Origin of the sequence: Asticcacaulis aquaticus, from assembly GCF_028550415.1 — a bacterium.
In the GTDB taxonomy this organism is placed as follows: domain Bacteria; phylum Pseudomonadota; class Alphaproteobacteria; order Caulobacterales; family Caulobacteraceae; genus Asticcacaulis; species Asticcacaulis aquaticus.
Map to the genome: position 1 here is coordinate 100,749 of NZ_JAQQKX010000001.1, position 13,931 is coordinate 114,679.

A 13,931-nucleotide genomic window follows, 5' to 3' on the forward strand; every position below is an offset into this window, starting at 1 on the left:
TTCTGGGGGGCGAACAAGGCGCGCTCTTGCCAAGCCCCGCGTCTCAGGTAGTGTCGGGGGTAACTGAATTCCGACGGAGCACCCCGTGAAAAACAAATTCGCCCTGTTCATCATCGCCGCCATGGTTCTCGGTGTGGCGACGGGATGGGCCTGCAACCAGTATCTGACGCCCGAACAACTGCCGCAGGCGATTGCCGGATTCAGCCTGCTGACCAAGATTTTCTTGTTGCTGATCAAGATGATCATCGCGCCTCTGGTGCTGTTCACCCTGATCGCCGGGATCGGCCATATGGAAGACGCCGCCGCCGTCGGTCGCGTCGGCGGCAAGGCCTTGGGCTGGTTTATCGGGGCATCGATCGTGTCGCTGCTGCTCGGCATCGTCATGGTCGAATGGCTGCAACCGGGCGCGGGCATGAACCTTCAGGCGGCCGGAGAGGCGATCAAGGCGCCCACCACCGACGGGTTCACGCTGGAAGGCTTCATCACCCACATGATTCCGTCGTCGATCATCGACGCGATGGCCAAGAACGAAATCCTTCAGATCGTCGTCTTCTCGGTCTTCGTCGGTACGGCGGTGGCCATGCTGGACGACAAGGCGCCTCAGGTCATGCAACTGGCCGAACAGGCCGCCTCGATCATGCTCAAGGTCACCGAACTAGTCATGAAGTTCGCGCCGTTCGCCATCTTCGGCTCGCTGGCCGCCACCGTCGCCAAGCAGGGTCTGCCTATTCTGGTGACCTACGCCAAGTTCATCGGCGGCTTCTATTCGGCCCTGGGCGTGCTGTGGGTCGTGCTGATCGTGGCGGGGCTGGGCTTTGTCGGTGGACGTATTTTCCGTATTCTGGGGGCCGCGCGCGAACCGGCCCTGCTGGCCTTCTCGACGGCCTCGTCCGAAGCGGCCTATCCGAAATTGCTCGAAGGATTGCCCAAGACCGGCGTATCGCGCAAGATCGTGTCGTTCGTCCTGCCGCTGGGCTATTCGTTCAACCTCGACGGCTCGATGATCTACTGCACCTTTGCGACCCTGTTTATCGCGCAGGCGCATGGCGTCGACTTCACCACCACGCAGCTTGTCATGATGCTGTTCCTGCTGCTGGTGACGTCAAAGGGGATTGCCGGGGTGCCGCGCGCTTCGCTGGTCGTGATCATGGCGACCCTCAGCTATTTCGGTCTGCCGGATGAATGGATCGCCATCGTTCTGGGGGTCGATCACCTGCTCGACATGGGCCGGTCGGCTACCAATGTGGTCGGCAATACGGTGGCGTCTGCGGTCGTGGCCAAGTGGGAAGGGCAACTGACGGACCCGGAGGCGGAGTCTCAACCCGTAAAGGGATAAAAGCCGCTTTCATCCCCGCTCAGGGCCGTCTTCAGGGCGGCCCTGAGTTCGTCGGCACGGTCGTTGAAGCGACTTTTATGGCCATACATGGCGAGCAAAAAGATGAGCAGAGTGGCGACAATTGAAAAAGCCACGCCCGTCAGACTTCTGGCCATCAAGGCACCTCCGCCGAAGAAAATGGCGACGAAGAAGCTCGACAGTGCGGAAACGATGGCGTTGCCTCGCCGGCTGACGATGAGGCCCGTAACGCGCGTACCGACCTCGCAGGCGTCGAATTTCAGATAGAGCAGGGGCGGCTGCATATCCTCTGTAGAGAAGGCACCCCTGAGTTGTAATCGCGCTTCCGAATCCGAGAGCGTCCCCCTGAACAGGCCGATGTCCTGATCGAAGGGGGTATAATGCGGGCGAGGGTCCGTCGCGCGACGCAGGCGGCGTCCGGCTTCGGCGGGCAGGAGGTCCATCTCCCACTCGAAACGCTGACGCGGCAACAGAAAATTGGAAAGCGCGCTGGACTCTGACATGACGGCAATCTAACCGATTGTCTCAACAGATCAAACGGGGCGTCTATTCCGCAGGCAGAGACGAGGCCTCAGGTGTTTTGCGTCCGCGTATAAGCTTCCACGCGCGCTGACACGGCAGGACCATATGCGTCCACAGGCTGGCCGAGGTCGTCAGTTCGTCCTTGTGGCCATGTTCGTCGAACAGACCCAGAGTCAGGGTTTCGCCCTTTTTCGGAATATACAGCGTCCCGAAGGCCCAGTCCCACACCGACAGGCAGAAGCCGAGATTCTTGTCGAAATGGCGCGGATCGGTCGAGTGATGGATATGGTGATGGGCCGGTGACTGAAAGATATAGCCCCAGATACCCGTGGCGGTCAGGTTCACGTGGCTGTGGCGCAGGTGCAGATAGGTGGCGACGAAGGCGAACAGGATCAGGCTGGGGTTCCAGAAGGCCGACAGTTCGATATCCGGCCCGAAGCCCCACTGCACGATGGCTAGCGCGATGGAACTGACCACGCCCATCACGACCGGCACGATGACATATTCGACGGGGTGCTGACGCCATTCGGTCAGAGGTGTCATGACCTCGGCGCTGTGGTGGACCTTGTGGAACTCCCACAGCCAGTCGATCCGATGCAGCATATAGTGCGACAGCCAGTAACCCAACTCCAGCGCCAGATAAAGAAAGGCCGGAACGGCGACGATGGCCCAGCCGGGCAGGGGGGCGTGCGGTGCGCCCGAACCGATGACCGGTGCCGCCATAGCCAGCAAGCCCGCGCTGAGGCCTTTCATGCCGCCGAGCAGAATCACCGCCTGACCGGCCAGATAGAGGCTGGAATAGAGATACATTTTCAAGTCGAGGCGCGTCGAGGGATGGCGCATCAGGCGCTTCGGAAAGAGATAGCGCCACAGGCCTTTCAGGCTCGTCTTGCGGCGACGGCGTGACGTCAGATAAAAGACGGCGGCCACGATCAGCGCCCCCAGATAGCTGATCCACACGGTCTGCTGCTGGATGTCGAACAGGCGCGTTATCGGTGCCAGAAGAATATCGATCAGGGTTTCCACCGCGTTTTGCGGCGCGTGCACAGGCTGCATGGGCGTCTTTGCTATCGGAATCGTGAGGCGGGTCGAGCGCACATTATCCGGCCAGGGTTAAGAATTAGGCTTTGCGTTCACCGTGGAATAGGTTTGCCCCGCTTTTATCGTTGACCTTATCCCCGCTCATGCCATAAGAGCGCATCTTTGAATTTGCCGCCCGCAATCAGTGCGCGCGGTGCTTTTCTCTAACGCGATCTGGTGATCGAACGCGACGTTCGGGCGCACCCAACGCACAAGGTAAAATAGATCGATGCAAGTCGTTGAAAAACTGAATGAAGGTCTCTCGCGCGTCTATGAAGTGACGGTGGCCAAGGACGTCCTGGCTTCCAAACTCGACGCCAAGATCAAGGAAATCGCCCCCAAGATGCAGATCAAGGGCTTCCGTCCCGGCAAGGTGCCGACGGCCCACGTCCGCAAGCTGTACGGCAAGGACCTGATGAGCGAAATCCTTCAGGAGCAGCTTAACGAGACCTCGGCGGCTGCCCTTGAGCAGAACAAGGTGCGTCCGGCCAGCCAGCCGGAACTGACCCCCGTCGGCGACATCGAAGCCGTCATCAACGGTCAGGCCGATCTGGCCTACGAAATCTCGGTCGAGCAGATGCCCGACTTCGAGCCGGTCGATCCGACGACGCTCGAACTGTCGCGTCCGGTCTATGAGCCGACCGAAGAGGAAGTCGAGGAGCAACTCCAGAACATCCTCAAGCAAACCAAGCAGTACGACACCAAGGGCGGCAAGGCCCCCAAGGCCGCCGATGGCGACAAGCTGAAGATCGATTTCGTCGGCAAGATCGACGGCGAAGTCTTCGAAGGCGGCTCGATGGAAGGTGCCGAGCTGGTTATCGGCTCGAACCAGTTCATCCCCGGCTTCGAAGAGCAGCTGATCGGCGCCAAGAAGGGCGAAGAGCGCGTTCTGAACGTGACCTTCCCGGCCGATTACGGTGCGGCGAACCTGGCCGGCAAGGCTGCCACCTTCGAGACGACCGTTCACGAAATCTCGGCGCCCAAGGATGCCGTGGCCGACGACGAATGGGCCAAGGGTCTGGGCCTCGAAGGCCTTGACGCCCTTAAGGGTCTGCTCAAGGGCCAGCTTCAGCAGCAGTATTCGACCGCCGCCCGCTTCAAGATGAAGCGCGCCCTGCTCGACATCCTTGATGAAAAGCACGCATTCGACCTGCCGAAGAAGATGCTCGACGCCGAATTCCAGGGCATCTGGCAACAGGTCGAGCAGGACAAGGCCGCCGGTCAGCTGTCGGAAGAAGACGCCGGCAAGTCCGAGCAGGAGCTGAAGGACGAGTACATGAAGATCGCCGAGCGCCGCGTGCGCCTGGGCCTCGTGCTCGCCGAAATCGGCACCAAGAACAACGTGCAGGTCTCCGAGCAGGAAGTGGCTCAGGCCATCGCTCAGGAAGCCCGCAACTTCCCGGGTCAGGAGCGTCAGGTGTTCGACTTCTACCGTCAGAACCCCGCCGCTGCCGCTCAGATCCGCGCGCCGATCTACGAAGAAAAGGTCGTCGACCACATCTTCGCCAACGCCAAGGTCAGCGAAACGCCGATCTCGAAGGAAGACCTGCTGGCTGAAGACGAAGCCTAGGCAGGGGCACGGCCCCTGCACCCGTTCTTTGGAGCGGATGGTTGGGCCAGTTATAATCTAAAATTATAGGGTGCAGGGAACCGCGTTCCCTGCATCTTTTTTTGTTATAATGCGTTCAGTTTATTGGGGTGGAAAATGAGGACCTATACAGCTTTATTGGCTGCCATCTTTACTCTGGCCTGTGGTCATACTTCCGCAGCCGAGAGTGACGACAAAGAACGTCATGCGCTTGCTGCCAGATACGCGGAATCCATAAATTTAAAGGCGGGGGTTGAAGAACATCTGACTTTGATGCTGGGACTGTCGTGGTCGTCGGTAGACGCAAACACGCCTGAATTCAGGCAAGGTGACGGACCTGCCGTGGTCGAAGCTGTGGCAAAAGAGATAAACCACGAATACACACAAAAAATTCTCACGAAAATGATCGATGAACTTGCGGATCTGTATTCAGTTGAAGAGTTGACGGCCCTGCTGACGTTCTCCGAATCTGCCGAAGGTCGATCTGTGCTGAAAAAGTCGAAGGCTCGATCGGAGAGAGAGGGGAATGCCCTGCAAATTTCTTTCGATTATGTGGGTGATATTCAGCGCGAAGCCTGCAAACGCCTTAAGTGCAAAACCAAATAGTTTGACCTTGAAAATCCCCGACGAAGGGGCCAAGTTGCAGAAGACGGGCCAAGCGCACACCTTCGGTTAAGATTCTTACCCTTAGATGCCTTCCCATAACCAATAACGCTTTAGGGACTACCATGCGCGATCCAGTCGAAAATCTGACCAGCTACCTCATCCCGACGGTCATCGAGCAGTCGAGCCGCGGTGAGCGTGCCTATGACATCTATTCCCGGATGCTGAAAGAGCGCATCATCTTCCTCACCGGCCCGTTCGAGGACGGTATGGCGACGTCGATCTGCGCCCAGCTTCTGTTCCTCGAATCGGAAAACCCGAAGAAGGAAATCTCGATGTATATCAACAGCCCCGGCGGTCAGGTGACCTCGGCGCTGGCGATTTACGACACCATGCAATATATCAAGTCGCCGGTGACGACCGTGTGTATGGGTATGGCGGCTTCGGCCGGTTCGCTTATCCTGCAAGCGGGTGAAGCTGGTCAGCGTATCTCGCTGCCGAACTCGAAGATTATGGTTCACCAGCCGTCGGGTGGTGCGCGCGGCATGGCCTCGGACATCGAAATCCAGGCCGAAGACATCCGCAAGACCAAGAAGCTGCTCAACGAAATCTACGTCAAGCACACCGGTCAGCCTTACGAAGTGATCGAGCGTACGCTCGACCGCGACCGTTACATGACGGCGGCGGAAGCCAAGGACTTCGGCCTGATCGACCACGTTTATGAGAAGCGTGCCGATCCGGTCAGCAACGCCTAGTAAGCGACAGAAGGCCTAGGGCTTTTTGACGAACACCCTGTAGTGACCATTCCGGGCGGCTTTGATCATGTCAAAGTCGCCCGACGTGTCTCCATAGGCCGAATCCAGGTCGAGATCGTTGCCATAGACGGCGCGCAGGCGGTTCATCTTTTCGTCGCCGCGGCAGTTGGGACCGTCGAGGTCCGGCATCAGGCGGTCTTCGGCATCGAAGGCCAGACGTGTACCGATGGTGCGATCGGCGCCCAGCATCTGACCGAACTGCCCGACCAGCATTTCCGGTGACGCCGTGACGATGACTCGCAGGGTGTCGGCGGTTTTCACGCTTTCCCACGTTTGCATCGCGTCGGGACGGAACAGTTTGCGACCCGTTTCCTGTGCGAAGGTGACGAACTTGGCTTCAAGGTTGGTGCGCGAAATCCGCCCCAGCAGGTTGAACAACAGGTGCGATTTCAACGCGCCGCGATCCCGGGTCTTAAGATATCCGGCCAGCATGTAGGGTTTGAAGGCTAACGTCGAGGCCACCTTCGCATGACCGCATTCCCACAGCAGGAAGGCGGTAAAGCTGTCCGTATAGGTCAGGGTGCCGTCGAAATCGAAGGCGTGGATGGCGGGCTGAGTCATGGGCGTCAATGTGGCTTTAAAAACGCAAGTGTCCACCCATATAGAGTCGGGTCCAAGGAAAAAAGCCCTTTTGAAGTCAGGACAACCGCGAGGGGAGGTTGAGGCACGGTCTAATCTGTGCATAGATGCCCTGAACGACCGGGGCGCGCCCCAAATTGGCACCGAAATGACCTTTTCTTAAGGTTCAAAGGTGCATAGTATCGGTATGAAAGCGTCTGGAATTTCCTCCGTAAGGAGAGAGAACGACGCGTGCGAAGGTGAGAAGCGCTTATGACGAAAGCCGCCAGTGGCGATAGCAAAAGTACCCTGTACTGCTCTTTCTGCGGAAAGAGCCAGCACGAGGTGCGTAAACTCATTGCCGGTCCGACCGTCTTCATCTGCGATGAATGCGTCGAACTGTGTATGGATATCATTCGCGAAGAGCACAAGATCGCCTTTGTGAAGTCCAAGGACGGCGTTCCGACCCCTAAGGAAATCCGCGAAGTTCTCGACGATTATGTCATCGGTCAATCGCAGGCCAAGAAGGTCCTGTCGGTGGCGGTGCACAACCACTACAAGCGCCTGAACCACGCTGCCAAGGGCAATGACGTGGAACTGGCCAAGTCGAACATCATGCTGATCGGGCCGACCGGTTCGGGTAAGACCCTGCTGGCGCAGACTCTGGCGCGCATCATCGACGTACCGTTCACCATGGCCGACGCCACGACGCTGACCGAAGCCGGTTATGTCGGTGAAGACGTCGAAAACATCATTCTGAAGCTGCTTCAGGCCGCCGATTACAATGTCGAACGTGCCCAGCGCGGCATCGTCTATATCGACGAAGTCGACAAGATTTCGCGCAAGTCGGACAACCCTTCGATCACCCGCGACGTGTCGGGCGAAGGCGTTCAGCAGGCGCTGCTGAAAATCATGGAAGGCACGGTCGCCTCGGTGCCGCCGCAAGGTGGCCGCAAGCACCCGCAGCAGGAATTCCTGCAAGTGGACACGACCAACATCCTGTTCATTTGCGGCGGCGCGTTCGCCGGTCTCGAGAAGATCATTTCGGGCCGCGGCAAGGGTACCTCGATCGGCTTCGGCGCCACGGTTAAGGATCCGGAAGAGCGTCGTCTCGGCGAAGTGCTGCACCAGGTCGAACCCGATGACCTGATGAAGTTCGGCCTGATTCCGGAATTCATCGGCCGTCTGCCGGTTCTGGCGACGCTGGAAGACCTTGACGAGGCGACCCTCGTCAAGATCCTGACCGAGCCGAAGAACGCCCTGATCAAGCAATATGCCCGTCTGTTCGAGATGGAAAACGTGACCCTGACCTTCACGGAAGAGGCGCTGTTCGCCGTCGCCAAGAAGGCCATCGTTCGCAAGACCGGCGCGCGCGGTTTGCGCTCGATCCTCGAAGGCATCCTGCTCGACACCATGTACGAACTGCCCAATATGCAGGGCGTCGAAGAAGTGGTGATCAATGGCGAAGTCGTCGAAGAGCGGGCTCAGCCGTTGTTGATCTACGCCGAAAAACGCGGCGGCGGCGCAGCTTAAATTGAAATAAAATGACCTTAATAGCCTGTTTGTAACAGGCTATTTTTTTAACATGATGTATTTATCAGTAAAGCCAGATTTGCCTACTGTAGAAGATGTATTGCCTTATCTTCGGCAGATACACAGTAATGCCCGATATTCAAATTTTGGGCCGCTTTCGACGGAACTGGAAGCGGGGTTACTAAGCGCTTTTGGATCTGCTGATACAGCAGAGCGGTGTGTATGTGTAAGCAATGCGACCTCAGGGCTGACGGCGGCTCTTCTCGCAGCGGGAGTGAATGGAAAGGTTGCCGTTCCGGCTTTTACATTTCCGGCTTCCTTAGGAGCCGTTTGCTCGGCCGGTGCCACGCCGGTTATATTTGACGTCTCTATTGATAAGTGGGCATTTGACGAAATTATTATAGAAGATATATTAAAGTCTGAAAATATATCGGCAGTAATGATTGTTGAAGCGTTTGGAATACTAACAAATATTGAGAATTTAATCAGAATGTGCTTGAGTCACGGTGTAAAGGTCATCATAGACTCAGCGGCGGGTTTAGGAGTTAGGCGAACGGGCAGGGTCGTCCATCCCGATGTCTTCGAAATTTTTTCTATGCACGCAACAAAACCTTTGGGGATTGGTGAAGGTGGGTGTGTATTTATGCACAATTCACGAGTATCTAATTTTCGTGCCGCAATTAACTTTGCGCTACCTGTCCACCAAGACCATACGGTGTACTGGGGATTCAATGGAAAAATGTCTGAATACCACGCAGCAGTTGGTCTGGCTCAACTTCGTCGAAGACATGTCTTACTGCAACAAAGGCAAGGTGTTGTGACGCGCTATATAGAACAAATTAAATTGTTGGATGGTTTGATATTTTCGAGAGAGGTTGCAGCCTCACCTTGGCAATTCTTCCCTATACGACTGCCCGATGAGCAAACTACAGAAAGCTTCGTAGACCTGGCAGCTCAAAAAGGCGTGGAAATTAGAAGATATTATAGGCCAAGTCTGGCCTCCATGTACCAAAATTTTGCACACAATTCCTGTCTTTCTTCTGAACAGTTGTCGAAGACAATGTGTGCCCTTCCTGTGCGGTCAGGGAATGCAATTGCTGAAATGGATGAAATTATTGATGCAGTTTTAGACAGCCTTAAAGGTGCTATGAATTATGCGTGAAAATTTAATACCGAAATTGGAGTTCCGCATTCCCATATCTCCGACGCCAGGATTCTTTAAACAAGTTGAGTTGTTTAATTATTGTCTGAGGCAATTAGGCGGGGCGTATGAAGAGTGTCTGTTGACGGTCGTGGTGGGAGACGAATGCAACATAGATTGGGTAAAGTCTGAGAATCCCTGGAGCCGGAATTTCAACATCTCGTGGCAGGCTGTGCCTGTAGACATTTTTAGAGAATTTGGAATACACGGTACTGCGAATTGGCGTTTGTGTATTCCTTCCAGCGCCGATATAATAATTTTGTCGGATGCTGATACTATTTTGACAAAAGATATAGATCCTTTGTTTTCTGTTCTTTGCCGTGATGATCCAGTTATAATTGGACACATGGCCCATTTTCCTCCGCCGATCAGCATAGCGCCTTCTGATGGTTATGAACGCGGAGGTAAATATTTTTGGTCAGATATTTTTGATAGATTTGATATTGAATGGCCAAGTGTTCTGCATAATTACTCTATGACGAATGCTGAATCATCTGTGCCGGCGTATTTTAATCTCGGATTTGTAGGACTTAATGCAAGCGCGTTGTCATCCATTGGTAAGCACGTGCTGGATTATGAGCGACGTTTTAAGGAAATTTGCGATAGCCATATGAGGTGTCAGATTATACTTACACTGATGTCGTATAAATTGGGTTTTAATATAGGTGTTTTGCCTGCACAATATAATGCTGCCAATGACCCTGAACATATACGATTAAATTACATATCGGAAGACGATATTCGGGTTATGCATTATTTGCGCGAATCGGAATTCCGCCGGAGTACTTTTTTGACACCAAATGAAATAATTGGATTTTTAGATTCTAAATTGGAGCTTCCCTGTAACAAACTTCTTCAAAAAATAGTTAAGAATTTTTACATTAAAAATGGGAAAATTTAATGCCGGGATGCAATTCTGATTTTTTTTCACAAGAAGAAGTGGATAGAATGCAATTTGGATGTATAGGTGATGAAGTTCTTATACATAAGACTTGTATTATTGTTGACACGAGAAAAATTTTTTTAGGAAATAGGGTTCGTATAGACGCAAATTGTTTGTTGTCAGTTGGGTCTTCTTTGTTGATTGGAAATAATGTTCACCTCGCTGCGCAGACAATTGTATCCGGTCATGCAGACATAACTATTGAAGAGTATGCCGGATGCTCCTTCGGCGTAAAAATTTTATCATCTTCCGATGATTTTTCTGGAAATTACATGACTAACCCTACTGTGCGTTCGGAATATACGAACGTACATTCTTCGGCGGTCCGCGTAAGTCGTCACGCTATTATCGGCGCAGGCAGCGTCGTTTTGCCAGGTGTTACAATCGGTGAGGGGGGCGCCATTGGAAGCCAGTCACTGGTTAATTCTGACACGGAAGCGTGGTCCATATACGCCGGTGTGCCCGTAAAGCGACTACGCGCTCGCAGTCGGGAATTGCTGGATAGGGAGCATCTCTATAAATCAACATTGTCTAAAAATTGACTGACCTCTTTGACTTGAAAAATAGCGTTAAAAACCCAAATAAACATGATGATTTAGTCGACGATAGCTTATTGCAAGCATGTTCGAATAATTTGGTCTATCGTTGATGGAATCGCTGACGCGGCGAACCGCTAAAAGGTGCCAGGAATTGTTACAGGCCATGTGTTAATACGGCCTGCTGTCCGGCTCAGGAGTTGAGTGAATGTTTGATGTTTTGACCATACCCGTATTGCCTTTGAGGGATATCGTGGTGTTCCCGCACATGGTCGTGCCGCTATTCGTCGGGCGTGAGAAATCCGTTCAGGCGCTCGATGAGGTAATGAAGGGCGACAAGCAGATACTGCTCGCCACACAAAAGAATTCCGGCGACGACGATCCGGATGCCGAGGGCATCTATGAGACCGGCGTGCTGGCCAATGTCCTACAACTGCTGAAACTGCCCGACGGCACGGTCAAGGTGCTGGTCGAGGGCCGTACGCGCGCCCAGATCAAGCGCTTCACCGATCGTCAGGACTATTACGAAGCCGAGGCCGTGGCGCTGGAGCCCGCCTTCACGCCGGGGCCGGACCTCGAAGCGCTGGTCCGCGCCGTGACCGAGCAGTTCGAAAACTATATCAAGCTCAACAAGAAGATCCCGCCGGAAGCCTTGCAGGCGCTGGCCGAGGTCAACGAAGCCGATATTCTGGCCGACTCGATTGCTGCGCATCTGGTCATCAAAATCGCCGATAAACAGGAGCTTCTGGAGCAGCTTGCGGTCAGCAAGCGACTTGAGAAAATCTACGCCCTGATGGAAGGTGAGATCAGCGTTCTTCAGGTCGAGAAGAAGATCCGCTCGCGCGTCAAGCGCCAGATGGAGAAGACCCAGCGCGAATATTATCTGAATGAGCAGATGAAGGCCATTCAGCGCGAGCTGGGCGAGCAGGACGATACCAAGGACGAGATCGTCGAGCTTGAGAAAAAGATCAAGGCGACGAAACTCAGCAAGGAAGCCCGCACCAAGGCGATGTCGGAGTTGAACAAGCTGCGCAACATGTCGCCGATGTCGGCGGAATCGACCGTGGTGCGCAACTATCTCGACTGGCTGCTGGCTATCCCCTGGGGCGTCAGCAAGCCCAAGGCCATCGACCTGAGCAAGGCCGAAGACACGCTGGACGCCGATCACTATGGCCTGGAAAAGGTCAAGGATCGCATCCTTGAGCATCTGGCCGTGCAGGCGCGCATGGGTACGCTGAAAGGGCCGATCCTGTGCCTTGTCGGGCCGCCGGGCGTCGGCAAGACCTCGCTGGGCAAGTCGATCGCCAAGGCGACGGGCCGGGAATTCGTGCGCATCAGCTTGGGCGGCGTGCGTGACGAGTCGGAAATCCGCGGTCACCGCCGGACCTATATCGGCTCCATGCCGGGCAAGATCATCCAGAACATGAAGAAGGTCAAATCGACCAATGCCTTCTTCCTACTCGATGAAATCGACAAGATGGGTGCCGACTGGCGCGGCGATCCGGCCTCGGCCCTGCTCGAAGTGCTCGATCCGGCGCAGAACTCGACCTTTGCCGACCACTATCTGGAGGTCGATTATGATCTGTCGAAGATCATGTTCGTCACCACGGCCAACAGCCTGAACATGCCTCAGCCGCTGCTCGACCGGATGGAGATTATCCGCATCCCCGGCTATACCGAGGATGAGAAGGTTGAGATCGCCAAGCGTCACATCCTGCCGGTTCTGGCCAAGGATCACGGCCTGTCCGACGCCGAGTGGATCGTGCCGGAAGCCGCCATCCGCGACCTTATCCGCTACTATACCCGTGAGGCGGGCGTGCGGTCGCTTGAGCGCGAACTGGGTAATCTGGCGCGCAAGACGATCCGCGATCTGGCCAAGGAAAAGGTCAAGTCGATCACCATCGACGATGAACGTCTGGCCAAATACGCCGGCGTCAAAAAGTTCCACTACGGAGAAACCGACGAGGTCGATCAGGTCGGCATCGTCACGGGCCTCGCCTGGACGGAATTCGGCGGCGACATCCTGACCATCGAAGCCATCAAGATGCCCGGCAAGGGCAATATGAAGGTGACCGGCAACCTCAAGGACGTCATGAAGGAATCCGTCTCGGCGGCCAATTCCTACGTGAAGGCGTTGGCGCCGAAGTTCGGCATCCTGCCGCCGGTCTTCGACCGCACCGACGTCCACGTCCACGTGCCGGAGGGGGCGACGCCCAAGGACGGCCCGTCGGCAGGGGTGGCCATGGTCACGGCCATGGTCTCGGTTCTGACCGGTATTCCTGTGCGTAAGGATATCGCCATGACGGGTGAGATTACCCTGCGCGGTCGGGTTCTGCCGATCGGTGGCCTTAAGGAAAAGCTTCTGGCGGCCCTGCGGTCCGGCATCAAGACGGTACTTATTCCGAAGGAAAACGAAAAGGATCTCGCCGACCTGCCGGAAAACGTAAAGGCCGGCCTGGAGATCATTCCCGTTGGACACGTGGAAGAGGTGCTCAGGCATGCCCTGACCCGTCCGCTTGAGTCTGTCGAGTGGGTAGAGCCGGTGATTTCGGCGACCGCAGTGCCGGTTGTCGAGGATAGCGATGGGCTCACGGCCCATTAAAGTACAAGGATTTGCTGCGGTTTGCAGTGCAACCGCAGCGTATCCAAATGCAATGGAGCGGAATTCGGGCGTCTAAGGCGCTCAAATTTCGCTCTTTTTTGTGTAAACCCTTAAAAAACTTCGGTTTGCAGTGCAAAAAGTACGATTTCGCTTTTGACGTAAGCCTAAAATTGTAGTCTCTATCGGGTCCACCCGCCGACGACTCAGGTGAGTCCGGTTGACCGGTTTACAAGCAGATGCCCGTTTCCGCGGGCTGGGAGAGAGATTATGACGACGAAAGCTGAACTCGTGGCCGCCATCGCCGAGCAGGCGGGTCTGACCAAGGAACAAGCCAAGAAGGCCGTCGACGCCTTCACCGACAGCGTGGTTGATGCCCTGAAAAAGGGTGAAGAAGTCCGCCTCGTCGGCTTCGGCACCTTCCTGGCCGTCAAGCGCGAAGCTGGCACCGCCCGCAACCCGCGCACCGGCGAAACCGTTGCCCGTCCGGCTTCGGTCACCGCGCGCTTCCGCGTCGGCGAAGGCCTGAAGTCGGCCCTGAACGGCTAATTCAGCACAGGTTTATTGCGGAAAACGATCCGCGAGACTTGACTTAGAGT

General features: G+C 55.4%; 13 protein-coding genes. 10 read left to right on the forward strand and 3 right to left on the reverse strand.

The window, feature by feature from the left end:
* Positions 1-85: 85 nt before the first annotated feature.
* On the forward strand, positions 86-1,336 hold the full coding sequence (locus PQU92_RS00450) for a dicarboxylate/amino acid:cation symporter (protein WP_272746254.1): 1,251 nt from the start codon (positions 86-88) through the stop codon (positions 1,334-1,336).
* On the opposite strand, the gene PQU92_RS00455 is transcribed toward PQU92_RS00450, so the two are convergent.
* Entirely contained in the window at positions 1,318-1,857 is a 540-nt protein-coding gene (locus tag PQU92_RS00455; protein WP_272746256.1) for a hypothetical protein, read from the reverse strand. The genes PQU92_RS00450 and PQU92_RS00455 overlap by 19 nt on opposite strands.
* A gap of 43 nt (positions 1,858-1,900) precedes the next feature.
* Positions 1,901-2,932 carry a sterol desaturase family protein gene (locus tag PQU92_RS00460; protein ID WP_272746257.1) on the reverse strand — a complete coding sequence of 344 codons (1,032 nt, stop codon included), beginning with the start codon at positions 2,930-2,932 and terminating at the stop codon, positions 1,901-1,903.
* A gap of 253 nt (positions 2,933-3,185) precedes the next feature.
* Here PQU92_RS00460 and tig point away from each other — a divergent pair, with 253 nt between their 5' ends.
* From tig to PQU92_RS00475, 3 genes are all read left to right on the forward strand, one after another.
* Positions 3,186-4,526: a trigger factor gene (gene tig, locus PQU92_RS00465; RefSeq protein ID WP_272746258.1), complete on the forward strand. Its 1,341-nt coding sequence runs from the start codon at positions 3,186-3,188 to the stop codon at positions 4,524-4,526.
* 135 nt (positions 4,527-4,661) lie between these two features.
* A complete protein-coding gene (locus PQU92_RS00470) occupies positions 4,662-5,150 on the forward strand; it encodes a DUF2059 domain-containing protein (RefSeq protein WP_272746259.1) in 489 nt (162 codons plus the stop codon).
* A gap of 122 nt (positions 5,151-5,272) precedes the next feature.
* Positions 5,273-5,902 carry an ATP-dependent Clp protease proteolytic subunit gene (locus PQU92_RS00475; protein ID WP_272746260.1) on the forward strand — a complete coding sequence of 210 codons (630 nt, stop codon included), beginning with the start codon at positions 5,273-5,275 and terminating at the stop codon, positions 5,900-5,902.
* Positions 5,903-5,917: 15 nt separating this feature from the next.
* Here PQU92_RS00475 and PQU92_RS00480 read toward each other — a convergent pair whose 3' ends face one another.
* Positions 5,918-6,523 (reverse strand): HAD-IB family phosphatase, encoded by a 606-nt coding sequence (locus PQU92_RS00480; RefSeq protein ID WP_272746261.1) that lies wholly within the window; start codon positions 6,521-6,523, stop codon positions 5,918-5,920.
* A gap of 270 nt (positions 6,524-6,793) precedes the next feature.
* Here PQU92_RS00480 and clpX point away from each other — a divergent pair, with 270 nt between their 5' ends.
* The 6 genes from clpX to PQU92_RS00510 all read left to right on the forward strand — a co-directional run bounded on the left by clpX (position 6,794) and on the right by PQU92_RS00510 (position 13,881).
* Positions 6,794-8,053, forward strand: coding sequence for an ATP-dependent Clp protease ATP-binding subunit ClpX (gene clpX, locus PQU92_RS00485; RefSeq protein WP_272746262.1), 1,260 nt, complete (start codon positions 6,794-6,796; stop codon positions 8,051-8,053).
* Between the two features lie 52 nt (positions 8,054-8,105).
* Positions 8,106-9,215, forward strand: a complete 1,110-nt coding sequence (locus tag PQU92_RS00490) for a DegT/DnrJ/EryC1/StrS family aminotransferase (protein ID WP_272746263.1) — start codon at positions 8,106-8,108, stop codon at positions 9,213-9,215.
* A complete protein-coding gene (locus PQU92_RS00495) occupies positions 9,208-10,155 on the forward strand; it encodes a hypothetical protein (RefSeq protein ID WP_272746264.1) in 948 nt (315 codons plus the stop codon). Before PQU92_RS00490 ends, PQU92_RS00495 begins: the two co-directional genes overlap by 8 nt.
* Positions 10,155-10,739 carry an acyltransferase gene (locus PQU92_RS00500; RefSeq protein ID WP_272746265.1) on the forward strand — a complete coding sequence of 195 codons (585 nt, stop codon included), beginning with the start codon at positions 10,155-10,157 and terminating at the stop codon, positions 10,737-10,739. Before PQU92_RS00495 ends, PQU92_RS00500 begins: the two co-directional genes overlap by 1 nt.
* Positions 10,740-10,941: 202 nt before the next feature.
* Positions 10,942-13,335, forward strand: a complete 2,394-nt coding sequence (gene lon, locus PQU92_RS00505; RefSeq protein WP_272746266.1) for an endopeptidase La — start codon at positions 10,942-10,944, stop codon at positions 13,333-13,335.
* 267 nt (positions 13,336-13,602) lie between these two features.
* A complete protein-coding gene (locus PQU92_RS00510; RefSeq protein ID WP_023463901.1) occupies positions 13,603-13,881 on the forward strand; it encodes an HU family DNA-binding protein in 279 nt (92 codons plus the stop codon).
* The last annotated feature ends 50 nt before the right edge of the window (positions 13,882-13,931 follow it).